This is a genomic window from Burkholderia sp. MR1-5-21 (assembly GCF_053427715.1).
In genome coordinates this window covers 83,564-110,470 of sequence record NZ_JBSAXD010000029.1, presented here as the reverse complement: position 1 = coordinate 110,470, position 26,907 = coordinate 83,564, and the positions used below count along the sequence as shown (strand labels likewise).

Here is a 26,907-nt window from a genome sequence, read left to right as displayed (position 1 = left end):
GGGTTCGAACCCCGCCGGGCCCACCATCTCTTTCTTCCGTCAAGGTCAACGACGCTCTGTGCGAGCATCGCGTCGCCGCACGTCAGCTGGCGGAGGGTTTACGCGAGTACATATATTTGAAAATTCAACTACACTTCACCGTGAAGATGTTTGAAAAATCAAATAAATCCCGGCCGCGCGAAACCCGGTAGTGCGCGTCTTCCCGTGCTGAGCAGAGTGTGATGCGCTGAGACCGGAATGATGGCCGGCTTGCGCGGCCACGCTTCGGAGGAGTCGAGCCGATCGCGCAGCGTACCGGTCGATCACGACGGACCCGCGGGAAGATACTACGCCATATAGTAAGTTTTCCTAATTTAAAACCGGAGACGGGATATGGATGCGCAAGTCATTATCGTCGGAGCCGGCCCCGTCGGTCTGACGCTTGCCATCGACCTCGGGCGGCGCGGCATTGCGTGTGTCCTCGTCGAGCAAAAGGCCGAACCGCAATTCCTGCCGAAGATGGAGCGCTGCAACGCGCGGACGATGGAGATCTTCCGCCGGCTCGGCCTCACGGAACGCATCAGGGCCTCGGGCATGCCCGAGGACATCCCGATGGATATCCAGATCATTCGCTCCATGGTGGAGCCGCCGATTCTGCGGCTGCCGTATCCGTCGGTCGCCGAGGCGCGTGCGCAGACGCGCGTGAGCTGCCATGGAGAACTGCCGCTCGAACCGTATCAGCTCATTTCTCAATACACGCTGGAGCCGCTCCTTCTTGAGGAAGTCGAGCGTCTGCCTTCGGTCACGGTGATGCGGGGCACCACGTTTCTGGCGTTCGCCGAGGATTCGGACGGCGTTCAGGTGGCCGTCAGCAACGCAAGCGGTGCGCGAAAAACCTTGAGGGCCGAGTATCTCGTCGGCTGCGATGGCGGTTCGAGTCGCGTGCGCAAGCAACTCGGCATCCGCCTGCAGGGCGAGGGCGACATCGCGCGGTTGCGCCAGGGCCTCTTCTATTGCGAGGAACTGTACGAGCGGCTCCCGATGGGAAACGGGCCGGGCCGCGGCCGGCACTATCTGGTGGCGGGCGCACCGCCCACCTTCATGATCATGCAGGATTCGACCAGGCACTGGACGGTTCACTCCGCAGTCGACAGCGACGAGGCGATGCGCCGGATGTTCGAGCGGATCGTCGGGGCTCCGGTTGCCTACGACATGCTCTATTGCGCGGAGTGGCGGCAGAACCTGTTGCTGGCCGAACACTACGGGAAGGGGCGCGTCTTTCTCGCGGGCGACGCAGTGCATCTCGTGATTCCGACCGGCGGTCTCGGCATGAACACCGGTGTCGGCGATGCCACGGATCTAGCCTGGAAATTGGCCGCGACGCTGGACGGATGGGGCGGGTCGGGGCTGCTGGCTTCCTACGACGACGAGCGGCGCCAGATCGGCGAGCGGGTAATCGACGCATCGCGCTATGCGTCGCTCGGCTACCGGGCATGGTTGGCCGAGGTTCGCGTGGAAATCGGCGACGACACGCCCGAAGGTGTATCCGCGCGCTCCCATCTTGCGGAGGTCGCAAACGTCGAGCAGCGCAAGTCGAACGAGATGATCGGCGCCGAGCTTGGCTACCGCTACGTCGATTCGCCGATCATCGACAACGTGCCGGGCGGGCCGCAGCACGATTTCCGTTCCTATCTGCCCACTACCTGGCCGGGCGCGCGGCTTCCCCATATGTGGCTCGACGACGGAAGCGCCATACAGGACCGGCTCCGGTCGGACCGCTACACGTTGCTCGACGTGACGGGCGGGCATGATGCGAGCACGCTCGTCGCCGCGTTCGAAGCGCTCGGTGCGCCACTCGATTTGCTCGAGATCCCGGATTCCGCGCTTCGCAGCGTTTACGAGCGCGATCTCATCCTCGTGCGGCCCGACATGCATGTCGCGTGGCGTGGCAACCGGCTCCCGGAGGCCGTCGATGTACTCGCCGCAATGGCAACCGGGCATCGCGAGATGAACCGCGCATCGCATTCGATCCGAAGCCCCTGAAGGCCCATCGCATGTGCGTCTGATCGAAGCTGTGAAGATTTGGATTCCGAATTATCAAGAGATTTCAACAACGACGGAGACAGCAGAATGAGTTCACGGTCGAATCGGGCCGGAGGCGCCCTCTCATGGCGTCGGCTGGGTGGGTGGGGGATCGCGTTGCTCGCGATGGGCGAATGCGGCATGTCGCATGCGCAGAGCGCGGTCACGCTGTACGGGATCATCGATACCGGCGTTGAGTATGTGACCAATGTCGGCCCGCGGAAGTCCAGCGTGGTGCACGTGCCGACACTGACGGCGTCGCTGCCGTCACTGTGGGGCATCCGCGGCAAGGAGGATCTCGGTGGCGGTCTCAGCGCGGTGTTTGTACTGGAATCGGGTTTCGCCCCGGAACAGGGCACGCTGAATCAAGGGGGGCGTCTGTTCGGCCGGCAGGCCTATGTCGGGCTGTCGGGGCCATGGGGGACCGTGACGCTTGGCCGGCAATACTCGCAAATCTTCTGGGCGGTGCTGACGGGCGACACATTGGCGCCGAACATCTATGCCGCTGCCGATCTGGATCCGTACCTGACGCAGCCGCGAGTCGACAACGCGATCGCCTATACCTTCACGTCGTCGGGGCTGACCGTGGGCGCGATGTATTCGTTCGGGCGCGACGGCGTGGATAGCGCGGCGGCCGGCGGCTGTGCCGGTCAGTCGCCGACCGACTGGCGGGCCTGCAAGTCGATGTCTGCGATGGTGAAGTACGACGCGGGGAAATGGGGCGTAGCGGCGGCCGTTGACCGCAACTACGGTGGTGGTGGCGCCGGCTCGCCCTTGCCCAGCAGCTCGCAGACCGATACGCGCGCCGTCATCGACGGCTACGTGAAGTTCGGCAGCGCGACTGTCGGTGCGGGATTCCAGCATCGGATCAATCACGGGGTGCAGACACCGACGGTGGTCGGCGCGACCAGCAATTACTGGTGGATCGGCGGAGCCTATCTGCCTCGTCCGAATATCGCGCTCGACGCCCAGTTCGGCCATATTTCCGTGAGCAGCAGTGCTTCAGGAGGCTCCGTGATCGCCGCGCGCGCGATGTATTTCTTCTCCAAGCGGACCGCGGTGTACGTCACCGCAGGGCATGTGTTCAATCAGCGCAATGCAGCGTTCACGATCGACGGCGGCGTCGTGCCACCCACTTCGAACCCGTTGCCGGGCGTGGACCAGACCGGCGCGATGGTCGGCGTCCGTCACATGTTCTGAGCGATCCGCGTGAATCGCGCCGATTCGTTGGGCGAGCGGCGACGCGCTCGACACCGGTCAGACCAGGTCGTCGAGCCCGTCGGCGTTCTCGTACAGCTTCAGCAGCATCGAGCGCAGCACCTTCACGTCGCTTGCGGTGAATCCGGACAGGATCACTGATTCATGACGCTTCGCGACAGGAACGATGCGCAGCGCGAGCTGCTCTCCCGCTTCCGTCAGGACGACCCTGATCGACCGGCCGTCCGTCGCGCTCTTCTCTCGCCTGACGAGATCCTGGCTCTCGAGCCGGTCGATGATCCTGGAGAGCGCCGAAATATCGGACGAAGCATGCAGGGACAGTTCCGACAGCGTCTGCCCCGGAACGTATAGCAGCGACGCGCAGACGCGCCACTCGCTGAGGTTCAGGCCAAACGGTTTCAGTGCCTTCGCGAAGGCGTTTCCCATCCGGCTGCCGGCGCGCGCCATCAGGAACGGGATCGCCTTTTCCAGCTCTTCGGGTTTCTTGGGTGTGTTCACGATGATCGACAGGTCGAGGGTTTACGCGAGTATTGATATTTGAAAAATCAATTATACTCCGCCCTGAACTAGTTGAAAAATCAAATAAATTTCTGCCGGTCCGACCTCGGGCCGGGCCGAGCATCCTCGTCGCATGTGCAAGCCTGCGCATGCCAATCTGGAGCAAGATCGATGAGAAACAAGATTGCGCTTGAAGAGCACTTCGCGATCGACCTGACGATCGAACAGTCGAAAATCTACGCGCCGTCCGCGGTTTGGGAAATGCTGAAATCGAGCCTGCTGGACATCGAGCAGCAACGACTCGAACGGATGGAGCAGGGGGGGACCGGGTATTCGATCCTGTCGCTCAACTCTCCCGGCATCCAGGGCATTCCGGACGTCAAGGAAGCGATTGATGTCGCGCGACGCGCGAACGATGTGCTCGCCGAGCATGTGGCCCGCCACCCGAACCGTCTCGGCGGATTTGCCGCATTGCCGATGCAGGATCCCGACGCCGCGGCTCGGGAACTGGAGCGTTGCGTCAAGGAACTGGGCTTCCACGGCTTCATGGTGAATGGCTTCTCGCAAGTTGGCGATGCCGACAACGTCGTCTATTACGACGCGCCGCAGTACGCGGATTTCTGGGCGAGCGCGGCGGCGCTCGGCAAGCCGTTCTACATGCATCCCCGTGATCCGTTGCCGTCGCGCGAACCGATCTATGACGGGTTTCCGTGGCTCACCGCCGCGACCTGGGCGTTCGCGGTCGAGACGAGCATTCACGCACTGCGATTGATGACATCGGGCCTGTTCGACCGCAATCCCCGCCTGCAGATGATTCTCGGCCACCTCGGCGAAGGGATCCCGTTCAATGTCTGGCGCGTCGACCACATTCTGCGGAAGGCGCCGCGCGGGCTGCCGTGCCAGCGCAGCGTGGGCGAGTACCTTCGGGAGAACGTGTACGTGACGACCAGCGGAAACTTCCGGACGCAGACCCTGTTGTCGGCAATGCTGGAAGTCGGCAGCGACAGGATCATGTATTCGGTCGACTATCCGTTCGAGACGCATGACGAGGCAGCCGAATGGTTCGACTCGTGCGCGATCAGCGAAACCGACCGCACGAAGATCGGCCGGGACAACGCGCGACGGCTGTTCGGCCTCGACTGATGCAGGGAACAGGAGAAATCTGATGTTCGCAACTGAACTCGCGCCAGCATCCGTTTGGCGCGACAAGATCTACAGCGGCGGCTGGAAGACGGCAGGGGCCGGTACGCTCCCCGTGACCGAGAAGGCAACCGGAACGGAAATGGGATCGATCGGCTGCGCATCGGCCGCCGATGTGTCGGCCGCCGCAGCGATCGCGAGAGCGGCGCAACCGGCCTGGGCCGCGAAACCGGGTCCGCAGCGAGGCGACATCCTGCGCGAGGTCGCGCGTCTGCTGCGCGATCACGGCGACGAGATCGCCGTTCAGATCGTCCGGGAGACCGGGTCGATACGGCAGAAGGCGCACATGGAGGTGCAGCTCGCGATACGCGAGATTCTCGAAGCGGCAGGGTTGGGCAGCCAGCCTGCCGGCATCGTCACGGCGACCGACGTGAAGGGGCGGCACAGTCTCGCGCGCAGGATTCCGATGGGCGTCGTCGGCGTCATCACGCCCTGGAATTCCCCGTTCATACTGGCGGCGCGCGCGATCGCCCCGGCGCTGGCGACCGGCAATGCGGTCCTGCTCAAGCCCGATCCTCAGACGCCGGTCTGCGGAGGCGTCATGTACGCGAGGCTGTTCGAGGCCGCGGGGCTTCCGGAGGGGCTGCTCCACGTGCTTCCGGGCGGCGCGCCAGTGGGGGATGCATTGGTCAGGGATCCGCTTGTCGACATGATCAGCTTCACGGGGTCGACGCGGGTCGGGCAAGAGATCGGATCGGTCGCCGGCGGCATGCTCAAGCGCGCGTGCCTCGAACTCGGCGGCAAGAATCCCTATATCGTGCTCGACGACGTCGACGTCGAAGCTGCCGCGAGCGCGGGGGCGTGGGGATCGTTCCTGCATCAAGGGCAAGTGTGCATGTCGGCGGGCCGGCATCTCGTCCATGAAAGCATTGCCGACACCTACATCGAAAGCCTCGTGCGGCGCGCCAGCGCGTTGACGGTCGGCGATCCGTACAGGAGCGAGGTTCACCTCGGCCCGATCATCAACGAACGGCAGGCGCAAAACGTCGATCGCATCGTCGCCGACTCCGCCGCCAGCGGCGCAAGGGTTCTGGCCGGCGGTTCCCGGAACGGACTGTTCTATGAACCGACCGTCATCGTCGATGTCGCGCCGGGCATGCCGGCATTCGACGAAGAAATCTTCGGCCCGGTCGCGGCAGTCACCGTGTTCGGTAGCGACGACGAAGCGGTTTCGCTGGCCAACCGGAACCGGTACGGACTGGTCGCGGCAGTGGCGTGTTCCGATCCGATCCGCGCCCGGCGGATTGCCGACCGGCTGCATGCGGGCATCGTCCATATCAACGACCAGACGGTCATGCATGAGGTTTTCGGGCCCATGGGCGGTCTCGGTCAGTCCGGCAATGGGCACAACTACAGCACGCTGACCAATGCGGACCAGTTCACGGAGTGGCAATGGGTGACGAGCCGGGACGACATTCCGTCCTATCCGTTCTAGGCAGATGGAGCGAGGTGCAACTTTGATTCCCGATACCGCAAACCAGGTGGAAGAGGCCCGTTCTCCCGTCCTCGACATCGGCTCGCTGATCGATCACCAGCCGCTGAGCCCGTTCCAGAAATGGATCATGGTGCTGATCGGCTGTTCGGTGGTCATGGACGGCTTCGACGTACAGACGATGGGGTTCGTCGCGCCCGCGATCGTGCAGGCCTGGCACGTCAGTCCGTCGAATCTCGGCCCCGTTTTCGGTGCGGGGCTGCTCGGGATGCTCGCGGGCTCGATCGTACTGGGCGCGGCGGCCGACAGGGTCGGGCGTCGGCCGGTGCTGATCGGGGCGACCGTCTTCTACGGCCTGTGCATGCTCGCGACTGCCGCGATCCAGACCATTCCGCAGTTTCTCGCGATTCGATTCCTGACCGGTTTCGGTATCGGCGGCGTGATGGGCAACGCCATCGCGCTCGTCAGCGAATACAGTCCGCAGAAACATCGCGCGTCGCTGATGACCTGGGTTTCCTGCGGGTTCACCGGCGGTGCCATTGCGGGTGGGCTTTTGAGCGCAGCCCTGGTTCCGTCGGCCGGCTGGAAGTCGGTATTCCTGATCGGTGGCATCCTGCCGCTGGTGGTCGCCGTTGCAATGACGCGATACCTGCCGGAATCCTTGCAGCTGCTCGTGCTCAAACGGCGCGATCCCGAGGAAATCGCGCGGTGGCTGCGCCGGATCAGGCCGAAAGCGGAACTCGGACCGCAGACGCGTTACGTGGTGCATGGACAGATGAATGCAAAGGCTTCCGTCGCGGAACTCTTTCGCAACGGGCGCGGTGCGATGACGCTGTTGCTGTGGGGCATCAATTTCGCGAACCTGCTCGATCTCTTCTTTCTGTCGAACTGGCTGCCGATGCTGTCGCTGCGGCTCGGGACAGGCACGTCGACCGCCGTGCTCATCGGTACTTCGCTGCAGATCGGCGGCACGGCCGGCGCGTTGCTGATGGGGCCGCTGATGGACCGCTTCGGCTTCTATCGTGTCCTGGCGTCCGGTTTCCTGGTGGCGACGGTGGCGGTCGCATCGGTCGGCGTCCCCGACCTCGCGCTCGGCTTGCGCTATGCGGTCGTGCTGATCAGTGGCGTCTGCATTGTCGGCGGACAACCGGCGATCAACGCGCTGGCCGCCACGCTGTATCCGACCTCGCTGCGGGCGACGGGCGTCGGCTGGAGCCTGGGCGTCGGGCGGGCGGGTTCGATCATCGGCCCGGTGCTCGCGGGACAGCTCATTGCGTTGCACTGGTCGAACACGGCGCTGTTCATTGCGGCCGCAGTGCCCGCGCTGGCGGCGTGCCTGATGCTGATCGTCCTTTCGCGCGTCGCGGGCGGTCGTCGTGCGGACGGGTCGGTGCCGATTCCGGGCCGATGATGTAGAGGATATCGAAGCAACAGGCCGGGGCGGCTCAGGCGGGAGCGTGCCCGACCGGACGAGGGTCCGATGGGATGGGAGGCGACATGAGCATTTCAATCGCGGTGAACGGAAAGCGTCACGTGCTGAACGTGCCGGCGGAAACGCCGCTGCTCTACGTGCTGCGCAACGATCTTCAACTGAATGGCCCGAAGTTCGGCTGCGGCGAGGCACTGTGCGGGGCATGCACCGTGACGGTCGGCGCCGACGCGGCGCGCGCGTGCGTATTGCCGGTCGGCGCGGTGGGGGCGGCGAAGGTGACCACCGTCGAGGGCCTGGGCGACGGCAAACGGCTTCACCCATTGCAACAGGCGTTCATCGCGGAGCAAGCCGCGCAGTGCGGCTACTGTTCGAGCGGAATCCTGATGACCGCGAAGGCGCTGCTGGACCGGGATCCCGATCCGGACGAGGCAACCATACGGCGCGAGCTGGCCGGCCACAAATGCCGTTGCGGTGCGCACAACCGGATCATCCGCGCAATCCGGCGCGCAGCGGAGGCGTTGCACGAATGAGCACCGTCAAGATTTCGCGGCGCGCGTTCGGCAAGCTGGCCGGGGCGGTTGTCGCGACGTTCTCGCTCGCGCCATTCCAGGCGTTTGCGCAGGCCGGCGCGAACCTGCCGGCCGATCTTCGCGCAAACCCCAGGCTCGACGGCTGGATTCGGGTCGACGTCGACGGCACGGTCACGGTTTTCACGGGCAAGGCGGAACTGGGGCAGGGCATTCTCACCGCGCTCGCGCAAATTGCCGCCGACGAACTCGACGTGAATTTCGATCGCGTCCGGATGATGTCGGCGGATACGGCCCACAGTCCGAACGAAGGCTATACGTTCGGCAGCCAGTCGATCGAGCAGGGCGGCGCGGCAATGCGCGCCGCTGCGGCACAAGCGCGCGCGGTACTGCTCGCAGCGGCGAGCCGGACGTTCGGCGTCGCGCAGTCCGATCTTCGGGTCGAGAATGGCGTGATCCTGCTTGCCGACGGCCGCCGCACGGCCTACGCGGACATCGTCAAGGATGAGCGAGGACTGCTCGCACGTGACGTGAGCGGCGCCGCGACACCGAAGCGCCCGTCGGAGTACCGGCTGGTCGGCAAGTCGATGCCGCGCATCGACCTGCCGGCCAAATTCACGGGCGGCGCGTCGTTCGTCCAGGACATGCGCTTGCCCGGCATGCTGTTCGGCCGCATCGTGCGGCCGCCGAGAAACGGCGCGACGCTGGTGTCGGTGAACGAAGCGGCCGTGCGTCAGCTTCCCGGCGTCGTTGCCGTGGTTCGCAACGGCAGCTTCCTGGGTGTCGTGGCCGAGCGCGAAGAGCAGGCGATCGAAGCGCGCCGGGCGCTGATCGCGGCCGCGCGGTGGAGCGCGGATCACGTCGCGCTGCCGGATGTCGATCATCTCGTGGATGCGCTGCCGCGCTGGCGAAGTGAAGACAGCGTGGTGAGTGTCGCGGGACAGGATGCGCAGACACCGGCGATCGCGACGCGGCTGAGCGCGACCTACTCCCGCCCGTACCTCTCTCATGCATCGATCGGCCCCTCCTGCTCGGTCGCGCTGCTCAAGGAAGGGCACATGACGGTGTGGTCGCACACGCAGGGGGCATTTCCGCTGCGCGGCAATCTCGCGACGGTTCTGGAGATGCCGGAAAATGCGGTCGACGTGGTGCATGTTCCCGGGTCAGGCTGCTATGGCCACAACGGCGCCGACGATGCCGCGCTCGATGCGGCGCTGCTTGCACGCGCAGTGCCGGGGCGGCCGGTCAAGGTTCAATGGATGCGCGACGACGAATTCGCGTGGGCGCCGATCAGCCCGGCAATGGTGATGCGCGTGGAGGCGGCGCTGTCCAGGGACGGCCGGATTGCCGACTGGAATCATGACGTGTGGAGCAACTCGCATGCGATGCGGCCGGGCGTGCCCGGCGGCATCAACCTGCTGGCCGCGTGGCATCTCGCCAGGCCCTTCCAGCCGGCGCCTCCGATGCGGATTCCGCAGCCGTACGGCAATGGCGACCGCAATGCGGTGCCGCTCTACGACCTGCCGCGCCGGAAAATCACCAACCACCTGTTGCTGGATGCGCCTGTCCGCGCGAGTTCGCTGCGAACGCTGGGCGCTTTCGGAAACGTGTTTGCGATCGAGTCGTTCATGGACGAGCTCGCGCATGCGGCGAACGCCGACCCGGTGGCATTCCGGCTGGCCCATCTGAGCGATCCGCGCGCGAAAGCGGTCGTGCAGCAGGCGGCGAGCCGTGCGAACTGGCGCGCGGGGGCCGGAGGCGACGGACGGCACGGACGCGGCTTCGGGTACTCACGCTACAAGAACATCGGCGCTTACACCGCGATCGTCGTGGACGTGCATGTCGACCGTGCGACCGGGGTGATTCAGGTTGCCCACGTGACCGCCGCGATCGACGTCGGCCACGTCATCAATCCCGACGGCGTGAAAAACCAGATCGAGGGCGGCATCGTCCAGGCGCTGAGCTGGGCGCTCAAGGAGCGCGTGATGTTCGATCGCACCGACATCACCACGCGCGGATGGCAGGACTACCCGATCCTGACCTTCGACGAGGTCCCGCCGATCGACGTCGTGCTGCTGGACCGGCCCGACGAGCCTTCGCTTGGTGCGGGTGAGTGTTCCCTCGGCCCGACCGCGGCCGCGCTGGCGAACGCCGTGGCCGATGCATGTGGCGCCCGCGTACGCGATTTGCCTTTGGTGCCGGACAGGATCCTCGCGCATCTGGATCGACGCGGGTCGTCGCAAACCGGATAAGCGACCCGGATCAGGCGTCGCTGCCCGTTCTGGCCGCCGCGCGCGGCGGCTTCGCGATCGTGCTCCGGCGGGGCTTCGCGAGGTCTTGCTGCTCAGGTGCTTGCCGATTGAACACGAGCGTCTCGACCATCTGCCAATAGGCGTCGACCACCTTCGGATCGGACGAGGAAATGTTGGCCGTCGCCGCCATCTCCGGCCCGAACCCGGAAAGGGTGGATGTCAGGCTGATCAGCAGATAGTGGAAGATGATGGGCTCGACTTTCGGCAACGCGCCTTCGTCCTGGGCCTCCCTGATTTGCGGCAGCAGCCAGTTGATCAGGGGCTTCAGCACCGTATCGGCAAGCCACTGGAGCCGCGGACTGTATCCAAGGAATTCCTGGAGCATGAAACGATGGAATTCCGGATAGTCGACCGTGAACTGGAACAGCGCCCGGTACACCAGTCTCACCTTCTCCGACGCCTGGGCGGGCGGCGTATCCGTCAGATATTTTTCCCACTCGTGCTGGATACGTTCGAACACGGACTCCGCGACCGCGTGCCAGAGAATGTCCTTGGATCGGAAATGGTAGGTGATGAGCGCGTGCGGCAGCCCGATGCGTTCCGCGATGTTGCGAATGCTGGCGGCTTCGAAGCCCTTCGCGGCAAATTCAGCGAGCGCCCCGCCGAGAATGGCGGTCCGGGTGTCCTGAGCGCGCTGCTGTTCGGCGCGCATGAATTCATCCGGTCGGCCCTTTCTTGCCGGCTTCTTCGCGGACACGTTGCGTTGTGTCATATGACCTCTCGAATGGGAGTTGCTTTGCCGGAACGATCTGCGCTAACGGCGCGAGCAGTGAAAAACTGTACAAAAGTATAATACAAGGCCCCGCGCGTCTGCGACCGCAGGCATCCGCCGCCTTTTAAATTGCACGAACGTAAAATATAATGAACTGCGGATCGGTGCGGAAGGCGGTTCCGGATCGTTCGCACGAGCCGAGAGCGCTTCCGCGCGACGCAGGGGCCGCGCCATGTGCGCGGGCACATCGTGAATCGAGCCGGATCCGCCACGCGGTCCGGTTCATGATTGGCATACCGAAATGAACGGGAAAATCACGCTTGCATCGAATGACGACATTGCCCTGATCACGATGCATGGTGACGCGCGGGCAAACGCGATCGACCTGGCGTTTTGCGACGAGATGCTGCGCATCATCGGCGACATCGAACGCGCCGGGAAGTATCGCGCCGTGATCCTCCGGGCGACGGGCCGGATCTTCTCGGCGGGGGGGGACCTCGGTCAGATCCACGACAGCCTGTGTCGATCGGACAGCGTTCTCGAGTCGCTCATCGGTGCGCTGCACGACGTGGTGCTGTCGATCAGACGATTGCCGATGCCGGTGATTGCAAGCGTGCAGGGGGCGGCGGCGGGAGCGGGTTTCTCGTTGGCATTGGCGTGCGATCTGGTCATTGCATCGCGTGCTGCCCGCTTCGTCGTCGGCTACGCGAAACTCGGGACGTCGAGCGACGGCGGCTTGTCGTTTCATCTTGCGCGCCGGCTCGGAACGGCGAATGCGCTGCACGTCCTGCTGGTGAAGGATTCGTTGAGCGCAGAAGAAGCGAACGCATTGGGGCTCGTTCAGCACGTGACCGACGCATCCTCGCTGGACGGCGATTCACTGGCCATGGCGCGCGCGATAGCCGGGATTCCGGAGTCGGCCGTCGCGGAGCTCAAGTCCATGGTCGGCAGTGCATCGTCGGAGGCCGACCTCGAGCGGCATCTCGAGCGCGAAAAGCAGGCATTTTTGCGATGTGCCGCTACCCGTGATTTCCGTCAGCGAGTGGCCGATTTTGTCGGACGGTCGAGTTTGCCAGGCAACCCGTCCACGTGATAACCCCAGGCCCCGGCAATCGCCTGCCCGGGGTCAAAAGAAGGACGTGCAACCGTCCGCAAGCTCACCTCCGCTTCTCCCTTCCTCACGCGCGCCCTGCTGCGGCGCGACATCGCCGTACATCGACGCGCGTCCGCTCGCCGGCCGATTCAACAGACAAGTGGGGCGTCGCTAAGGGATAGTCCCAGCCACGCAATCCTGTACGGTCGGAAAATTTAGACCTACACTAAAGCTGTACGATCGGGCAGTTTAGAGATCTTCATTGGCATTCCACGTTGTTTGCAAGGCCGAACGAGCACAAATACGGAGGAGACGGGAGATGAAGCATTTGCCCTGCGCAGCCATGCTGATATGCGGCTCGCTTTCGACGGCGTACGCGCAAAGCAGCGTGACGCTGTATGGCATCGTCGACGAGGGGGTGACCTTTACCACCAACCAGAATGGCCACTCGAACTGGCAACTTCAGAGCGGCGGGGCGTCGATATCCCGATGGGGGCTTCGCGGCGCCGAGGATCTCGGCGGCGGCATGAAAGCGATTTTCGTTCTGGAGAACGGCTTCGATCCGTCGACCGGGAACGTCGGCAACAACGGCCGCCTGTTCGGCCGGTCCTCGTATGTCGGCATCTCGAGCAGACTCGGGACGTTGACGCTCGGGCGCCAGTACGAGGAGATGGCCGATCTTCTGTCGAAGATCAATGCCGGATTGAACTGGTCGGTCTACTTCGCGCATGCGGGCGACATCGACAACACGGCCGGCACGAACCGCATCAACAACGCAGTGAAGTACGTCAGCCCGACGGTGGCGGGATTTTCGGTCGGCGCGTTATACAGCTTCGGCGGCCAGCCCGGTCAGTTCTCGTCGAACAGCGTGACGTCGGTCGGCATCAGCTACACGGGCGACGCAATACCGCTGTATGTCGCCGCTGCCTTCACGATCATCAAGAACCCGTTTACGGCGGTATTCGACAGCATCGCGCCGAGAACCGTCACGTTCGCCGCCTACGTGCCGAAGGCGGAAAGCCAGAAGATCGCCGGCGTCGGCGGGCAGTACAAGATCGGCAATGCGACCGTCGGCCTCGAATATACGACGACGCGATTCACGAAGGCGTTCCTGGGAAGGGACGTCCGCTTCGACAACTATGAGGCGAACGTCAGCTACCTGATCAATCCGGCCTTGCTCGCCGGCATGGCGTACGTGTACACCCACGGCAAGGTCGATGCCGGCGATGCGACACCCATCTACCGGGCGGTCGATCTCTTCGTGGACTACCTGTTTTCGAAGCGCACCGATGTCTATTTTGCCGCCGAATGGATGAGGGCGGGCGGCTCGGCAACCCAGGCGCAAATCACCTACGTCACCACGCCGTCGAGCGGCAGAAACCAGAGCATCTTGCGTGTCGGGCTGCGTCACCGATTCTGACGATACCGGGCAATCGCAATTCAAGGAAACGATATGGAACAGACTGAAGGCCGTCGTATCGACATACGCGAGTTTCTCGACCGGATGCCGATGGGAAGAAAGCAGTGGACCGTGTTTTTCGTATGCTTTGCCGCCACCGCGATCGAGGGATTCGACACGATCGTGATCGGGTTCATCGCGCCGGCCATCAGTCACGAGTGGCGGTTGCCGGGTGCAGCCCTCGCACCGCTGGTCGCGTTCGGGCTTTCGGGGTTGCTGGTCGGCTCGATCGTCGGCGGCACGATGGCCGATCGCGTCGGCCGCAGAGCGGTCAGCATCGCGGCGATCGCGTGGTTCGGCGTAGCGGGTCTCGCATCCAGCGGATCCCAGTCGATCCTGCAGCTCATCGTCTGGCGCTTCGTGACCGGCCTGGGGATCGGCGCGGCAATGCCTGCGACGTCGTCCCTCGTCGCCGAGTACAGCCCCGGCCGGTCGCGCTCCGCGATGCTCGCATCGATGTTTTGCGGCTTCCTGTTTGGCGCATCGATCGCCGGCTTCGTGACTTCCGTTGCGATCGGCACGCTGGGCTGGCGCGGCATGCTGATGTTGAGCGGCACGTTGCCGCTCTGCGTGCTGGCCTTGCTGGTCTGGCTGGTGCCGGAGTCGCCGCTCTACATGGTGGCGAGGCGGCGGCCTGATGCCGCGGTGCGGCGCTTGCTCGCCAGGATGTTCCCGGCGGCCGACAGTTCCGCGCTGACCTTCGTCATCGACACGCCGAAGGCATCGCGACGCGGAACCCTGGCGCTGCTGGAAAGCGAGTACCGGTCCGGGACCGTACTGACCTGGGTCACGGAATTCTCGGGTTACCTGGTGTTCTTTCTCGTTGGAAGCTGGTTGCCGACGCATCTGAAGCAGGTCGGCCTGTCGATGCACGATGCGTCGCAGGTGTCGTCGATGTTCCAGTTCGGTGCACTCGGCGGCGCGGTGCTGTTCGCCTTTCTCGTGCGTCGCTGCAACGTGGCAGCGGTCATTTCATGGGCATTCGGCGCGGGCACCGTGCTGGTCGTCGTGCTCGGCATCGCCGAAGCGACCCCTTGGCGCACGGGCGTGGTCTTCGTGTCCGGCCTGGCGGTCGGCGGCCCGCTGATCTGCATCAACACGATTCCGGGAATCTTCTATCCGACCGCGCTTCGTGCGTCGGGAGGCGGATGGAACGTCGCGATCGGGAGGTTGGGTTCGATCGTCGGCTCGTCGCTGATCGGCCTGATCGTCGTATCGGGATTCCCTTATGCCTATGCCTGTGCGTTGCTGGCGATTCCGCTGCTGATTGCGTGCCTGTGCATGGCCGCGATGGCGCGGATTCTCTCCGCAAGGCAATCGCGGCGCGACGAACCGGCCGAGCTCGGTCCGGTATCGGCGGGTGCCCGGCCGTTGTCGAACGGCGGCACGACACAGTGAACGCCGTGCGGCGTGAAGGCCCGATTCACGCGAATCCGATTCGGTATCAATGCCCTTGCCGCAGCGGCGAGGGCGCAATTTAGGAGACGAGCGTCATGTCGAAGCGAAAGATCGATACACACCAGCATTTCCTGCCGAAACTCTACGTCGACGCGGTCGGACTGGACTTGTTGAAAGCGGCCATGCCCAGCGGCGTTGCCCCCGAGTGGTCTGCGGAGGCGGCCATTGCGATGATGGACGAGAACGGCATCGACGAAGGCATCATTTCCATTTCCTCCGGTCCGCCGCTTCCGGACGCAGCCACGCTGCTGAGAAAGTGCAACGATCATGCGGCGGAACTCAGGGCCCGGTACCCGGGGCGGTTCGGCTCGTTTGCGAGCTTGCCGCTGCCGGACGTCGATGCGGCGCTGAACGAAGTCGGCTATTGCCTCGACCACCTGAAGGTCGACGGCTTCATCGTCTTCACGAACTACGACGGACGGTATCTGGGCGACCCGCTTTTTTCGCCATTGTGGGAGGAGCTGGACAGGCGCGGCGCAGTGGTATTCGTGCACCCCAACCAGCCGCCTCACGACGTGCCCCCGGTCGCGCCGGCGTCCGTGCTCGAGTATCCGTTCGAGACGACGCGCACGGCTGCGAGCCTCGTGATATCGGGCGCGATGCGCCGTTTCCGGAACATCCGGTTCATCCTGTCGCATGCAGGAGGCACGCTTCCGTTCCTCGCGCCCCGGCTCGCGCTTTCCATTTCCATGATGCCCGGCGTGTCCGAGCGTGTCGGCGACACGTTCGAGGCGATCAGGTCGTTCTACTTCGACACGGCGCTTTCCGCGGGGTACTCGTCCCTCAGTGCGCTCGCGCAAGTCGCGGCGCCCGATCGCATTCTCTTCGGCACCGACTTCCCGTTCGCACCGACGAGCGCGATCCGTCATTTCGGCGCCGTGCTCGACGACATCCGGATTCCGGGGATCGAGATGGACAAGGTGTACGGGGAAAACGCCGCGCGCTTGCTTGGCCGATCGGCGAAATGATCAGGCTTGCAGACTGTACGAGTGTGCAGTATAGTGAATTCGACAGCGGCTTGATCGTGCGACCCTGGCGGCGCACGAACGGAAAGCGTGTTTCAGCAGGCACGTGCCGGTTTCCGGTTCAAGCATGACGGCCTGTTGAAACCCAACGTACCAGTGAATGTGGAGGGGACATGATTGAGGAACGCGACCTGATCGTCACGATGCGCGACGGCACACGTCTTGCCGTCGACGTCTATCGGCCGGATGGCGACGGAAAGTATCCGGTGCTGTATGCATCGGCACTTCATAACAAGGATCTCCAGGGTCCGGATATCGCCGATGTGCTGCCTCCGCAGCCGGCGCATGCTCCGCTCTGGTTCGGTCCGGTCGAGGCAGGCGACAGCCGGCGGTTTGTCGCGAACGGCTACGTGCACGTCATCGCGCAGCCGAGAGGGTCGGCCAAATCGGAAGGGCATTACGGCTCGGAGAACACGGACCACTACGACATGATCGAGTGGATCACCCGGCAGCCGTGGTCGGACGGCAACGTCGGCATGGTCGGCATTTCAGGCTTTGCGGGCGAGCAGTGGCGCGCAGCCGCGCAAGGGCACCCCGCGCTGAAGGCGATCTTTCCGTACGACGCGTGCAGCGCCTACGGCGGCATGTTCGGGTTCCGCGATTTCAATCCGGGCGGCGTGCTCCACACGTTTCCGTACCTGCTCGACGTGTTCAGCACCGTACACGAGCCGCGCGGCGTGCCCGGTCCGCTGCCGGACGATCAGGAAGCGCTCTGGCAGGCCGCGATGCGCAATCCCGACTACAAGATGTACATCAACCTGTACAACATCCTGACGCAGAAGGGGCAGCGAACCTGGGTGATGTACCACATGATGACAAACCCGTGGGAAGCGGACGGTACCGTCGAGCGGGCGGAAGAAACCTTCCGGTCGATCAGGATTCCGTTCTATACGGGTTCGGGTGCGTACGCCTATACGTACAAGCTGCACTGGCTTGGCGCGCAACACTACTTCCGGAACGTCAAGCAGCCGCGCAAGCTGATCTTCACGGGGCCGGCGCATCTGGAGCGGCCGTTCCATCAATACCATGACGAGGTGATCCGCTGGTACGACCATTGGTTGAAGGGGATCGATACCGGCATCATGGACGAGCCGCCGGTCAGATACTGGGTCATGGGCGCCAACGAATGGCGGACGGGCAGCGACTGGCCGTTGCCGGAGACGCAATGGGCCAAGTACTACCTCGGGGGATGGGAGCGGCTGTCGACCGATGCGCCGCGGCCGGCGGCCGAGGTCGGCAACGCGCTGCGCGAGCCGGACGTGTTCACGCAAATGCCGCTCAAGAAGACATCCCGGGTGGAGCGGCTGCGGTACATGACCGACCCGCTTCCCCATGACGTGCTGGTCGCAGGTCCGATTTCGCTGACGCTCTATGCCGAGATCGACCGCGCGGACACGAACTGGATCGTCGTGCTCAAGGACGTCGGCCCGGACGTCTCCGTCGTGACGGCGAGAGTCGGCGAACGGGAAGTCCCCGCGACATTGCCGGAACGCGAGCTGACCCGTGGCTGGCTGAAGGCGTCGTATCGTGCGACGGATCCCGACCGGTCGGCGCCCGGCGAACCGTTCCATAAACTGACCCGGGACTCGATCGAGCCGGTGACGCCCGGCGAGATCGTCAAGTACGAGATCCAGATTCTCGCCACCGCCAATCAATTCAAGGCCGGGCATCGAATCTGCATCGAAATCAGCAGTCTCGACGCGCCGACGGGAACGGGCGCGATGACCGACGTCGAATACATCCCGTATCACGTATGCAGCAGCGAGACGGTCACCCACAAGGTTTACCGGGATGCCGACAGGCCGTCGCACCTGCTGCTTCCTTTGATTCCCATAAATGATAAGCATTCCTGATCTGATTCGGATAGGGAATGCGTTGGGACACGCGGTGAAATTGAATGAATCGAGGTGATCTGATGAAAAGCATCCGTTTTGAGCGCAACGACAAAGTCGGGAGCATCGTGCTCGCGAATCCGCCCTACAACCGGCTCGACGCGCGCTTTGCCCAGTGCCTGCAGGATGCCGTTCGTGAAGCCAGCGAAAGCGATATCCGCGTGCTGGTCGTGCGGGCCGAGGGTCCGAACTTCAGTCTCGGCGGCGAGGTTCGCGAATGGCCGGGCAAGGACGTGAACTGGTTCCGCACGTTTGTCGCTCAGGTCAACAGCGCCTATCGGGCGATCGAGGCGCTTCGCGTCCCCACCGTGGCGGTGGTGCAGGGCCTGGCCTTCGGCGGCGGCTTCGAACTCGCATTGGCCTGCGATTTCGTGGTGGCGGCAACCGATTCGGTGTTTCGTTGCGTCGAAGTGACGACGGCGATGCTGCCGATTGCGGGCGCGCTGCAGCGGTTGGCGGAGCGTGTGGGGCGAAGTCGCGCTTCCCGGTTTGCCATGCTGGGCGAATCGATCCCCGGCAGCCTCGCCGGTGAACTCGGCATTGCGACGCACGTAGCCGATCCGGATTCGCTCGAGCGCGTCGCCGGCGAACTCATCGCGCGACTCGCTGACGGCCCGACGCTGTCGTATGCGGCGACGCGCACGCTGCTGAAGGCATGGTCGAGCGGCGGCATTGTCGGTGCGGATGCCGTCATGCTGGATGTGACCATGGATTTGTACGACACCGAGGACGCAACGAGGGGCTTCGCCAATACCGCGGAGGCATTCGATGCCGATCAGGAGCCCGCAGACCTGGTCTTCCACGGGAAATGACGGCGAGGCAGCCGGGAGCCGTCCATTGCCGCGTCACGATCACGGTTGCACGGACTCGTGACCGGAAGAGCACACGTGTTGGAGAATGACCAAATGCATCACGCAACAACCCGCACAGGGTCCGCTTTCACCGTCAACGGCGTCGCGCACGTGCAGGGCGCAACGGAAATTCCGTTGAGCGAATCGACGATCGGCCAGTTCCTGAGGGATACTGCCCGACGCTTTCCCGATCGGCCGGCGGTCGTCTTCCGGGAGCAGAGCGTACGGTGGACATGGACGGAATTCGACGAGCATGTCGATCGGCTCGCGGCGGGCCTGCTGTCGCTCGGGATCGAGAAGGGAGACCGGGTCGGGATCTGGTCTCCCAATCGCGTCGAGTGGCTGCTGGTCCAGTTCGCGACGGCGAGAATCGGCGCAATATTGGTCAACATCAATCCGGCCTATCGCATCGCGGAACTCGAATATGCATTGCGGAAGGTCGGATGCAAGGCGCTCGTGACGGCCGAGCAATTCAAGACGTCGGACTACATTTCGATGCTGCTCGAAATCGCGCCGGAGCTTCATTCCGGGAGCGGCGGGAACCTGGATTGCGCGCGCCTGCCGGACCTTCGGGTCGTGATTTCCGTCAGCGATCCGGGCATATCGGGTGTGACGCCGTTCCCGTCGGTGATGCAGCGCGGTGCGGAAATCCTGCGGGAACACGGCGCGACGTCGATCGACGCGATCGACGCATCGCTGTCCGCACAGGACGCAATCAACATCCAGTTCACGAGCGGCACGACGGGCAGTCCGAAAGGGGCGACGCTGACACACCACAACGTCGTCAACAACGCGCGATTCGTCGCGATGGCGATGAAGCTGTCCGAAGCGGATTCGCTCTGTATCCCGGTCCCGCTCTACCACTGCTTCGGCATGGTGCTCGGGGTACTGGCGTGCGTGTCGGTCGGTGCGCAGATGGTGTTTCCGGGCGAGGGCTTCGACGCCGGCGCGACGCTTGCGGCGGTCTCGGAGGAGCGTTGCACGGCGCTTCACGGCGTGCCGACGATGTTCATTGCGGAGCTGCAACATCCGGACTTCGCGTCGTTCGACCTGAGCAGTCTCAGAACCGGCATCATGGCCGGGTCGCCGTGTCCGATCGAGACGATGAACCAGGTCGTGTCCAGCATGCACATGCGTGAAGTCACCATTGCATACGGAATGACGGAAACCAGCCCGGTATCGTTCCAGAGCGCCACGACGGACCCGCTGGACAAGCGGACGACGACGGTCGGAACGATCCAGCCGCACCTCGAAGTCAGGATCGTCGACACATCCGGGAATACGGTCGCCGTCGGCGAGACCGGGGAGCTCTGCACGAAAGGCTATTCGGTGATGCTGGGGTACTGGGGCGACGCGGAGAAGACCCGGGAAAGCATCGTCGACGGCTGGATGCATACCGGCGATCTCGCGACGATCGACGCGGACGGCTACTGCAATATCGTCGGTCGCCTCAAGGACATGGTGATCCGCGGCGGAGAAAACATCTACCCGCGAGAAATCGAGGAGTATCTGTTCAGGTATCCGAAGATACAGAACGTGCAGGTGTTCGGCGTGCCCGACCAGAAGAACGGCGAGGAGCTGTGCGCGTGGATCGTGCTGAAGCAAGGCGAGTACGCTGGCGAGGACGAGATCCGGGAATTTTGCCGAGGGCAGATTGCGCATTACAAGGTGCCGAAGTACATCCGGTTCGTCGACGAACTGCCGATGACGGTAACCGGAAAGATCCAGAAGTTTGCGATGCGCCAGGAGATGGTTCGCTTGCTGGGGCTGAACGAGCAGAAGACTGCGTGAAAGCGTGATAGTTGCGGAACGACGACGTATCGACGCCGTGTTCCAATGGATTAGGAATCCGTACTGAGTGCGTTGTCGCGAGTGCGGGACGAATGGAGACAGGAGGTGTGGAATGACTGAATTCAAGACGGACGTCCTCATCGTGGGGACGGGGCCAGCCGGGTCCGCTTGCGCCGCGCTGCTTTCGACGTACGGCATCGACAACATGGTCGTCAACTACTATCGCTGGCTCGCCAACACGCCTCGCGCGCACATCACGAATCTGCGCACGATGGAGGTCCTTCGCGATCTCGGCCACGAAGTGGAGCAGGAAGCCTATCTGCATGCGACGGACCAGGACCTGATGGGCGGAACGGTATTCTGCGAAAGCCTGACGGGCGAGGAGATCGGCCGGGTGCCGAGCTGGGGCGCGCATCCGCTGTCGCGGGCGGAGCGGCAATTGTCCAGCCCGACGAAGATGAACGATCTGCCGCAGACGTTCATGGAGCCGTTGCTGTTCAAGACGGCCTGCTCGCGGGGCACCGAGGCGCGGATGAGCACCGAATACCTGAGCCACACGCAGACCGACGACGGCGTGATCACGCTCTGTCGCGATCGGCTGTCGGGCGAAGAGTTTACCGTGCGGTCGCGCTACCTGATCGGCGCGGACGGCGGCAACTCGAAGGTCGCGAAGATCGCAGGCTTGCCGTTCGAAGGCCAGATGGGCGTGCGCGGGTCGATGAACATCTGGTTCCGTGCGGACCTGTCGGAATTCGTCGCGCATCGTCCCGCGGTGTTGTATCCGATCATGCAGCCGGGGGCTGAAATCGGCGGTATCGGGATGGGGCTGATCCGCATGGTGCGGCCCTGGAACGAATGGTTGATCGTCTGGGGCTACGACATCAACGAGCCCACCCCGGTCGTGGACCAGGCGCGCGCGACGGCAATCGCGCGGCAGCTGGTCGGCAAGCCCGATCTCGAGATCGAGCTGCTCGGCACGAGCACCTGGACGGTGAACAACATGTATGCGACGCGCATGCAGGACGGGCGCGTGTTCTGCATGGGCGATGCGACGCACCGGCACCCTCCGTCCGGCGGGCTCGGCTCCAACACGTCGATTCAGGATGCGTTCAACCTTGCGTGGAAGCTGGCGGCGGTGATTAAAGGGCGCGCGGGCGACGCACTTCTCGATACTTACTCGACCGAGCGCGCGCCGATCGCGAAGCAGGTCGTCACGCGAGCCAACCAGTCGATCGCCGAATTTGCGCCGCTCTATCGCGCGCTCGGCATCGATGCATCGAATGACGTGGAGGTCATGGCATCGAACATGCACGCCCGCAGTCGCTCGACGAAGGCGGCAGAGGCGCAGCGGGAGGCGATTCGGGACGCGCTGGCATTGAAGCGCTACGAGCTCGACGCCCATGGGGTGGAAATGAACCAGCGCTACCGCTCGAGCGCAGCCGTCACCGACGGGGAGGCCGAACCGGCATTCCCGCGCGACCCGGAGCTGTACTACCAGTCGACGACATGGCCCGGCGCGCGGTTGCCGCATGCATGGGTGTTCGATGCGCACGGGCGGAAGCACTCGACGCTCGACCTCGCGGGGCATGGGCGGTTCGCGTTGTTCACCGGGCTGGGCGGAGAAGCGTGGATCGACGCCGCGTCGGCGATCGCCGACGAGCTCGGACTGGCAATCGATGTGCGCGTCATCGGCCCGCGGCAGCATTATGCGGACCACGCCGGCGACTGGGCCCGCGTACGCGAAATCACGGACAGCGGCTGCGTGCTGGTGCGCCCGGATCACCACGTGGCATGGCGCAGCGTTGCGTTGTCGGACGATCCGGCAGCCGAACTGCGCCGGGTATTGCGGGAAGTTCTCGCGCGATAGACGCCGAACGGGCGCCGCGGGCGCCCATCCTCGGGTACGACATGGAGACGCAGATGAATCGGCAGGAACGGCGAGAGACGGGGCGGGACGGAGCATTTCCGGAGCGCGTGACCATTGTCGAGGTCGGGCCCAGAGACGGGCTTCAGGCGGAACACGACTTCGTCCCCACCGCGATCAAGATCGAACTGGTCGATCGGCTCGCCGACGCCGGCGTGCGACGCATCGAGGCGGCATCGTTCGTTTCGCCGAAATGGGTGCCGCAGATGGCCGACGGCGCAGCCGTCATGGCGGGCATCGAGCGCTCGGCAGGGGTGTCCTATGCGGCGCTGACGCCGAACCTGAGAGGGCTCGAGGCCGCGATGGAGAGCAAGGCCGACGAGGTCGTCATCTTCGGTGCAGCGAGCGAGGCGTTCTCCGTTCGCAATATCAATTGCTCCGTCGCGGACTCGCTGCAGCGCTTTGCCCCGGTGGCGCGCACCGCGAAAGATGCCGGCTTGCATCTGCGCGCGAGCATATCCTGCTCGTTCGGATGTCCGTACCAGGGTGACGTGAGCGTCGATGCCGTAGTCGACATGGTCAAGCGATTCCGGGATCTCGGGTGCGACGAAATCGACCTTGCCGACACGATTGGCGTCGGTACGGTACGACACGTTCGACGCGTCATCGAAAAGGCGTCGATGGCGTTTCCGCTGGAACGCCTCGCGGGGCATTTTCACGATACCTACGGGCAGGCGCTCGCGAACATCGTCGGTGCGCTCGAGACCGGGATGACCGTATTCCACTCGTCCATCGCAGGCCTCGGCGGCTGTCCGTACGCAAAGGGCGCGACGGGGAATGTCGCCACGGAGGATCTGCTGTATCTGCTGGACGGCCTCGGAATCGAAACCGGAATCGACCTGGACGCGGCCGTTTCGGTTGGCGAATGGGTGAGCCGGGAAATGGGCAAGGCCTATGGCTCGCGCGCGGGCAAGGCGTTGATGGCGCGCAGGTCGGCCGACTGATGTCGCAATCTCAACAGGCGGGCTGACGGGCGCGAGAGCGCCCGGCTGGCGGGCGGATGGCCGAGGATCGGCGTGCGGCGTCGGCCGCGCATCAGCGGCTCGGCAGCGACGCCGTATCGTGTGGGACCAGCGCACCGAACACGAGCTGCTCCACGGTATTCCAGTATTGGTCGGCAATCGCCGGATCGGATGCCGACAGGTCGCTGGTGGACGAGATTTCCGGACCGAAGCCCGACAGTGTGGACGCAAGGCTGATCAGCATGTAGTGAAACATGATCGGCTCGACGTTCGGGATGGCCCGCTCTTCCTGCGCGGCGCGAATTTGCGGCAGCAGCCAATCGATGACGGGTTTCAGGATCGAATCCGCGAGCCAATGCAGCCTCGGGCTGTCGATGAGTGTCTCCTGGAGGATGAAGCGATGAAACTCGGGAAAGTTGACGGTGAACCGGAATAGCCCGCCATAGGCGATCTTCAACTGCTCGAGCGCGCTGGCCGGGGCGGATCCGGACAGGATTGCATCACGTTCCTGGCGGATGCGCTCGAACACGTGCTCCGCGACGGCCTGCCACAGGATCTCCTTGGAGCGGAAGTGATAGGTGACGAGCGGATGCCGTATCCCGACCCGGTCTGCAATGCCGCGAATGCTGGCGGCGTCGAAGCCCTTTGACGAGAATTCAACGAGCGCCGCATTCAGGATCGCGCAACGGGTTTCCAGCGCCCGCTGCTGCTCGGATCGCTTCAATTCCATCGGCCGATGCGTTCGTGCGACCGTTTCGTCGACTGATGCTCGCGGGTCCATGTTCAATTGCCTCGCCACAAAGCTCAAGGAACTTCATGGCTTTAATGTAGCACAACGTCGGAGAATGAAAAGGTATCCTAAGTAATTCGGCGCGGAAGTCTGATTGCGTCTGGTAGGGTGGGAGGCGAGACCGGCCGCTCACGCGGCCGTGTCCCGATTGACGTGACGGAGCGTGCCGTCAGGAATTCGGCGGGCTGCCGTCGAATGCGCGTTGCAGCAGCGTTCGAATCGCGGCACGTTCCAGCGGGCGGGGATTCCAGTAGGCATTGCTGCATGCCAGGTCCGCGGCACGATCGAGTTCGCTTTCGGGCATGCCGATATCCTTCAGCGCGACCGGAGCGCCGTTGGCCCGCGCGAGTTCGTACATGCCCTGTGCAGCGTTGTCGTGGCCGATCGCGCGCGCAATGCGCGTCATCGCTTCGGGTGCGGCGTCGGCATTGTATGCCAGCGCGTGCGGGAGCACGATCGTGTGAGTCGGCGCGTGCGGCAGATTGAAGCTTCCGCCGAGCGTATGGCACAGCTTGTGATGCAGCGCCATGCCCACGCTTCCCAGCACCGTGCCGCAGAGCCAGGCACCGTACAGCGCGTCGGCCCGCGCGGCGGCATCCTCCGGACGCGATACGATCGTCGGCAGGCTGCGGGCGAGCGCCGCGATGCCTTCTTCCGCCATCAGGCTCGTCAGCGGGTTGGCATCGCGCGAATACAAGCCCTCGGCGGCATGGGCGATCGCGTTGATTCCGCTCGTCAGCGAAAGGGCGACCGGCAATGTCACGGTCAGGTCGGGATCGTAGATCACGGTCTTCGGCAGCACGCGCAGATCGGTGCCGGTGCGTTTCAGTCCCGCCTCGGTGACGCCGAAGATCGGCGTCATCTCGCTGCCCGCGTAGGTGGTCGGCAATGCGAGTATCGGCAGGCCGGACGCCAGCGCAATGGCCTTCGCGAGGCCGATCGCGGAGCCGCCGCCGACAGCGACCAGGCAGTCGGCGTCCACGGATGCGGCAGCCGAGCGTGCCTGCTCGACGAGTTCCACCGGAACGTGCATCGTGGCGCGATCGAACGTGCCCGCTGCGTGTGCGCCGAGTCGGTCGGCAATCGACGTGCCGAGGGTGCTCTGCTCGTGACCGAAGATGACCAGGGCCCGCCGCGCGCCCAGCGCGAGCAGTTCCCGTTCGATGAGCTCACGCGAGCCGGCGCCGAATACGACGCGTGTCGCGCGGCCGTTATAGACAAAATCAGAGGTGGACACTGTGAGCCCCATTGCAAGGTTGACGAGCCGGGCCGCCGGAACCGCCTGCACTGCGGGCGGCGCGGGCATGCTCGACATGCGCGCAAGCAACGCGTGGGGCGGCGTCCGGGCCGGCGCGCGGGCGGCCGGCCGCGCGTTACCGCGTGTGGCCGGAACTGTTCAGGACGAAATCATAGTCCAGCGTGTAGTACGGCGTATTCATTCGCGTCCCGTCGGGCGCCACGCCCGGCGGATGCTCGATCCAGTCGACGATCAGCGACGAGCGCACGGCGAACACGGCATCGGAATCGAGGTACTGGTCTCCGTTGCGGAACAGGTGCGTGATCAAGGGCTCGTACCCGGGCGCCTTGATCCAGAAATGCAGGTGCGCCGGACGCCATGGATGGCGTCCGAGCGCATCGAGCATCTGGCCGACCGGCCCGTCGTGCGGGATCGGGTACGCCTCGGGGAGGATCGAACGAAAATGGAAGCTGCCGTCGCCCTGGGTGTGCAAGCGGCCTCGTGCGCGGAACTCGACATCGTCGCTGTCCGGGTCGACGTTCTGGACATCGTAGAACCCTTCTTCGTCCGATTGCCACACGTCGATTTCCGCGCCGGCGATCGGCTCGCCGGAAAGCGTGCGCACATGCCCCGCGACAAAACAGGGCAGGCCTGCCGCGCCGTTGGAAATGTCCTGTCCGTTTTCGTAATCCGGCGCGCCCTTCACGAAGAACGGCCCGAGCACCGTCGCTTCGGTACATTCGGCGGGTTTGCGGTTGTTCTGCGTCGTGACCAGCATCGACAGGCCGAGCGTGTCCGACAGCAGCACGAATTCCTGGCGATTTTCGTCAGTGATATGGCCGGCGCGCGTGAGGAAGTTGATCGCGTACAGCCATTCGTCCTCGGTCAGTTTCACTTCCCGTGCAAACGAATGAAGATGCTGGACGAGGCTCGTCATGACCGTATGCAGCCGTTCGTTGCCGCAACCGGACATCGCCGCAAGCACAGCTTGCGTGATGGTGTCTTCGCCGATGTTCCGCATTGTCTCTCTCCT

22 protein-coding genes are annotated in these 26,907 nt (G+C 64.2%); 17 read left to right on the top strand and 5 right to left on the bottom strand.

What is annotated here, in order from left to right:
• The 3 genes from ACV229_RS31250 to ACV229_RS31240 all read left to right on the top strand — a co-directional run.
• Window positions 1-191: hypothetical protein (locus ACV229_RS31250; protein WP_448086947.1), on the top strand; the 191-nt coding region annotated here is incomplete at its 5' end.
• 181 nt (window positions 192-372) lie between these two features.
• Window positions 373-2,022: an FAD-dependent monooxygenase gene (locus ACV229_RS31245; protein WP_448086946.1), complete on the top strand. Its 1,650-nt coding sequence runs from the start codon at window positions 373-375 to the stop codon at window positions 2,020-2,022.
• Between the two features lie 87 nt (window positions 2,023-2,109).
• The gene (locus tag ACV229_RS31240) at window positions 2,110-3,261 is read left to right on the top strand and encodes a porin (protein ID WP_448086951.1); all 1,152 of its coding nucleotides are present in this window, start codon (window positions 2,110-2,112) and stop codon (window positions 3,259-3,261) included.
• Between the two features lie 57 nt (window positions 3,262-3,318).
• Here ACV229_RS31240 and ACV229_RS31235 read toward each other — a convergent pair whose 3' ends face one another.
• Complete coding sequence (locus tag ACV229_RS31235; protein WP_448086945.1) at window positions 3,319-3,777, bottom strand: MarR family winged helix-turn-helix transcriptional regulator; 459 nt, start codon at window positions 3,775-3,777, stop codon at window positions 3,319-3,321.
• A 171-nt stretch (window positions 3,778-3,948) separates the two neighbouring features.
• Here ACV229_RS31235 and ACV229_RS31230 point away from each other — a divergent pair, with 171 nt between their 5' ends.
• The 5 genes from ACV229_RS31230 to ACV229_RS31210 all read left to right on the top strand — a co-directional run bounded on the left by ACV229_RS31230 (window position 3,949) and on the right by ACV229_RS31210 (window position 10,620).
• Entirely contained in the window at window positions 3,949-4,920 is a 972-nt protein-coding gene (locus ACV229_RS31230) for an amidohydrolase family protein (RefSeq protein ID WP_448086944.1), read from the top strand.
• 22 nt (window positions 4,921-4,942) lie between these two features.
• Entirely contained in the window at window positions 4,943-6,412 is a 1,470-nt protein-coding gene (locus ACV229_RS31225) for an aldehyde dehydrogenase family protein (protein ID WP_448086943.1), read from the top strand.
• A gap of 22 nt (window positions 6,413-6,434) precedes the next feature.
• The gene (locus tag ACV229_RS31220; RefSeq protein WP_448086942.1) at window positions 6,435-7,820 is read left to right on the top strand and encodes an MFS transporter; all 1,386 of its coding nucleotides are present in this window, start codon (window positions 6,435-6,437) and stop codon (window positions 7,818-7,820) included.
• 86 nt (window positions 7,821-7,906) lie between these two features.
• Window positions 7,907-8,371 carry a (2Fe-2S)-binding protein gene (locus tag ACV229_RS31215; RefSeq protein WP_448086941.1) on the top strand — a complete coding sequence of 155 codons (465 nt, stop codon included), beginning with the start codon at window positions 7,907-7,909 and terminating at the stop codon, window positions 8,369-8,371.
• Window positions 8,368-10,620, top strand: a complete 2,253-nt coding sequence (locus ACV229_RS31210) for a molybdopterin cofactor-binding domain-containing protein (protein ID WP_448086940.1) — start codon at window positions 8,368-8,370, stop codon at window positions 10,618-10,620. Before ACV229_RS31215 ends, ACV229_RS31210 begins: the two co-directional genes overlap by 4 nt.
• A gap of 10 nt (window positions 10,621-10,630) precedes the next feature.
• Here the strand turns inward: ACV229_RS31210 and ACV229_RS31205 are convergent, their stop codons facing one another.
• Window positions 10,631-11,392, bottom strand: coding sequence for a TetR/AcrR family transcriptional regulator (locus ACV229_RS31205; protein WP_448086939.1), 762 nt, complete (start codon window positions 11,390-11,392; stop codon window positions 10,631-10,633).
• Between the two features lie 301 nt (window positions 11,393-11,693).
• Here ACV229_RS31205 and ACV229_RS31200 point away from each other — a divergent pair, with 301 nt between their 5' ends.
• The 9 genes from ACV229_RS31200 (at window position 11,694) to ACV229_RS31160 (ending at window position 23,829) form a co-directional block, all read left to right on the top strand.
• Window positions 11,694-12,485 carry an enoyl-CoA hydratase/isomerase family protein gene (locus ACV229_RS31200; RefSeq protein WP_448086938.1) on the top strand — a complete coding sequence of 264 codons (792 nt, stop codon included), beginning with the start codon at window positions 11,694-11,696 and terminating at the stop codon, window positions 12,483-12,485.
• Window positions 12,486-12,804: 319 nt separating this feature from the next.
• A complete protein-coding gene (locus tag ACV229_RS31195) occupies window positions 12,805-13,905 on the top strand; it encodes a porin (RefSeq protein WP_448086937.1) in 1,101 nt (366 codons plus the stop codon).
• Between the two features lie 33 nt (window positions 13,906-13,938).
• Complete coding sequence (locus ACV229_RS31190; RefSeq protein ID WP_448086936.1) at window positions 13,939-15,342, top strand: MFS transporter; 1,404 nt, start codon at window positions 13,939-13,941, stop codon at window positions 15,340-15,342.
• A gap of 95 nt (window positions 15,343-15,437) precedes the next feature.
• Window positions 15,438-16,370, top strand: a complete 933-nt coding sequence (locus tag ACV229_RS31185; RefSeq protein WP_448086935.1) for an amidohydrolase family protein — start codon at window positions 15,438-15,440, stop codon at window positions 16,368-16,370.
• Between the two features lie 170 nt (window positions 16,371-16,540).
• Window positions 16,541-18,280 carry a CocE/NonD family hydrolase gene (locus ACV229_RS31180; protein WP_448086934.1) on the top strand — a complete coding sequence of 580 codons (1,740 nt, stop codon included), beginning with the start codon at window positions 16,541-16,543 and terminating at the stop codon, window positions 18,278-18,280.
• Between the two features lie 62 nt (window positions 18,281-18,342).
• On the top strand, window positions 18,343-19,131 hold the full coding sequence (locus tag ACV229_RS31175) for an enoyl-CoA hydratase/isomerase family protein (protein WP_448086933.1): 789 nt from the start codon (window positions 18,343-18,345) through the stop codon (window positions 19,129-19,131).
• Window positions 19,132-19,224: 93 nt separating this feature from the next.
• A complete protein-coding gene (locus tag ACV229_RS31170; RefSeq protein ID WP_448086932.1) occupies window positions 19,225-20,961 on the top strand; it encodes an AMP-binding protein in 1,737 nt (578 codons plus the stop codon).
• Window positions 20,962-21,073: 112 nt separating this feature from the next.
• On the top strand, window positions 21,074-22,828 hold the full coding sequence (locus tag ACV229_RS31165; RefSeq protein ID WP_448086931.1) for an FAD-dependent oxidoreductase: 1,755 nt from the start codon (window positions 21,074-21,076) through the stop codon (window positions 22,826-22,828).
• Window positions 22,829-22,869: 41 nt separating this feature from the next.
• The gene (locus tag ACV229_RS31160) at window positions 22,870-23,829 is read left to right on the top strand and encodes a hydroxymethylglutaryl-CoA lyase (protein WP_448086930.1); all 960 of its coding nucleotides are present in this window, start codon (window positions 22,870-22,872) and stop codon (window positions 23,827-23,829) included.
• Window positions 23,830-23,920: 91 nt separating this feature from the next.
• On the opposite strand, the gene ACV229_RS31155 is transcribed toward ACV229_RS31160, so the two are convergent.
• The 3 genes from ACV229_RS31155 to ACV229_RS31145 form a co-directional block, all read right to left on the bottom strand.
• Entirely contained in the window at window positions 23,921-24,577 is a 657-nt protein-coding gene (locus ACV229_RS31155; protein WP_448086929.1) for a TetR/AcrR family transcriptional regulator, read from the bottom strand.
• Between the two features lie 229 nt (window positions 24,578-24,806).
• The gene (locus tag ACV229_RS31150; protein ID WP_448086928.1) at window positions 24,807-25,874 is read right to left on the bottom strand and encodes a maleylacetate reductase; all 1,068 of its coding nucleotides are present in this window, start codon (window positions 25,872-25,874) and stop codon (window positions 24,807-24,809) included.
• Window positions 25,875-26,010: 136 nt separating this feature from the next.
• Window positions 26,011-26,895 carry an intradiol ring-cleavage dioxygenase gene (locus ACV229_RS31145; protein ID WP_448086927.1) on the bottom strand — a complete coding sequence of 295 codons (885 nt, stop codon included), beginning with the start codon at window positions 26,893-26,895 and terminating at the stop codon, window positions 26,011-26,013.
• Window positions 26,896-26,907 lie beyond the last annotated feature (12 nt).

Coding starts and splice junctions, on each gene's coding strand:
- ACV229_RS31215 (WP_448086941.1), top strand. CDS start 7,907: ATGAGCATTTCAATCGCGGTGAACGGAAAGCGTCACGTGCTGAACGTG.
- ACV229_RS31205 (WP_448086939.1), bottom strand. CDS start 11,392: ATGACACAACGCAACGTGTCCGCGAAGAAGCCGGCAAGAAAGGGCCGA.
- ACV229_RS31160 (WP_448086930.1), top strand. CDS start 22,870: ATGGAGACGCAGATGAATCGGCAGGAACGGCGAGAGACGGGGCGGGAC.
- ACV229_RS31190 (WP_448086936.1), top strand. CDS start 13,939: ATGGAACAGACTGAAGGCCGTCGTATCGACATACGCGAGTTTCTCGAC.
- ACV229_RS31200 (WP_448086938.1), top strand. CDS start 11,694: ATGAACGGGAAAATCACGCTTGCATCGAATGACGACATTGCCCTGATC.
- ACV229_RS31225 (WP_448086943.1), top strand. CDS start 4,943: ATGTTCGCAACTGAACTCGCGCCAGCATCCGTTTGGCGCGACAAGATC.
- ACV229_RS31170 (WP_448086932.1), top strand. CDS start 19,225: ATGCATCACGCAACAACCCGCACAGGGTCCGCTTTCACCGTCAACGGC.
- ACV229_RS31175 (WP_448086933.1), top strand. CDS start 18,343: ATGAAAAGCATCCGTTTTGAGCGCAACGACAAAGTCGGGAGCATCGTG.
- ACV229_RS31240 (WP_448086951.1), top strand. CDS start 2,110: ATGAGTTCACGGTCGAATCGGGCCGGAGGCGCCCTCTCATGGCGTCGG.
- ACV229_RS31245 (WP_448086946.1), top strand. CDS start 373: ATGGATGCGCAAGTCATTATCGTCGGAGCCGGCCCCGTCGGTCTGACG.
- ACV229_RS31210 (WP_448086940.1), top strand. CDS start 8,368: ATGAGCACCGTCAAGATTTCGCGGCGCGCGTTCGGCAAGCTGGCCGGG.
- ACV229_RS31165 (WP_448086931.1), top strand. CDS start 21,074: ATGACTGAATTCAAGACGGACGTCCTCATCGTGGGGACGGGGCCAGCC.
- ACV229_RS31185 (WP_448086935.1), top strand. CDS start 15,438: ATGTCGAAGCGAAAGATCGATACACACCAGCATTTCCTGCCGAAACTC.
- ACV229_RS31230 (WP_448086944.1), top strand. CDS start 3,949: ATGAGAAACAAGATTGCGCTTGAAGAGCACTTCGCGATCGACCTGACG.
- ACV229_RS31180 (WP_448086934.1), top strand. CDS start 16,541: ATGATTGAGGAACGCGACCTGATCGTCACGATGCGCGACGGCACACGT.
- ACV229_RS31195 (WP_448086937.1), top strand. CDS start 12,805: ATGAAGCATTTGCCCTGCGCAGCCATGCTGATATGCGGCTCGCTTTCG.
- ACV229_RS31145 (WP_448086927.1), bottom strand. CDS start 26,895: ATGCGGAACATCGGCGAAGACACCATCACGCAAGCTGTGCTTGCGGCG.
- ACV229_RS31155 (WP_448086929.1), bottom strand. CDS start 24,577: ATGGAATTGAAGCGATCCGAGCAGCAGCGGGCGCTGGAAACCCGTTGC.